1 protein-coding gene is annotated in these 255 nt (G+C 78.0%); it reads right to left on the bottom strand.

From position 1 onward, the window contains the following. Positions 1 to 255 (bottom strand): DUF6545 domain-containing protein (locus tag B7767_RS40955; RefSeq protein WP_373408279.1); only part of this gene is annotated, 255 nt, incomplete at both ends.

The following is a 255-nucleotide window of genomic DNA, read 5'->3' as shown; positions in this document are numbered from 1 at the left end:
GGCCCGGCGTGCCGCGTCGGCGAGCATGGCCGCCTCCGCCGCCAGCCGGGCCTCGTGGGGGGAGCGGCCCGCGCGCAGGGCGGTGTCCCGGACCCGTTCGCGGACCCGGTGGTCGAAGTACGGCGCCAGCGCGAGCAGCGCGTCGTGGATGGACACCTCACGCCACTGCAGCCGCGCCCGCGGTAGTTGCCACCAGGCGGCCTGCGGTTTGGGCGCGGTCGGCACCGACCCCACCAGCGACCACAGCGGGCCCAG

It is taken from the genome of Streptomyces sp. 13-12-16, assembly GCF_002114215.1.
Classification (GTDB): Bacteria; Actinomycetota; Actinomycetes; order Streptomycetales; family Streptomycetaceae; genus Streptomyces.
Note: the sequence above shows the minus strand (reverse complement) of the source record. Positions and strands in the feature narration are given on the sequence as shown.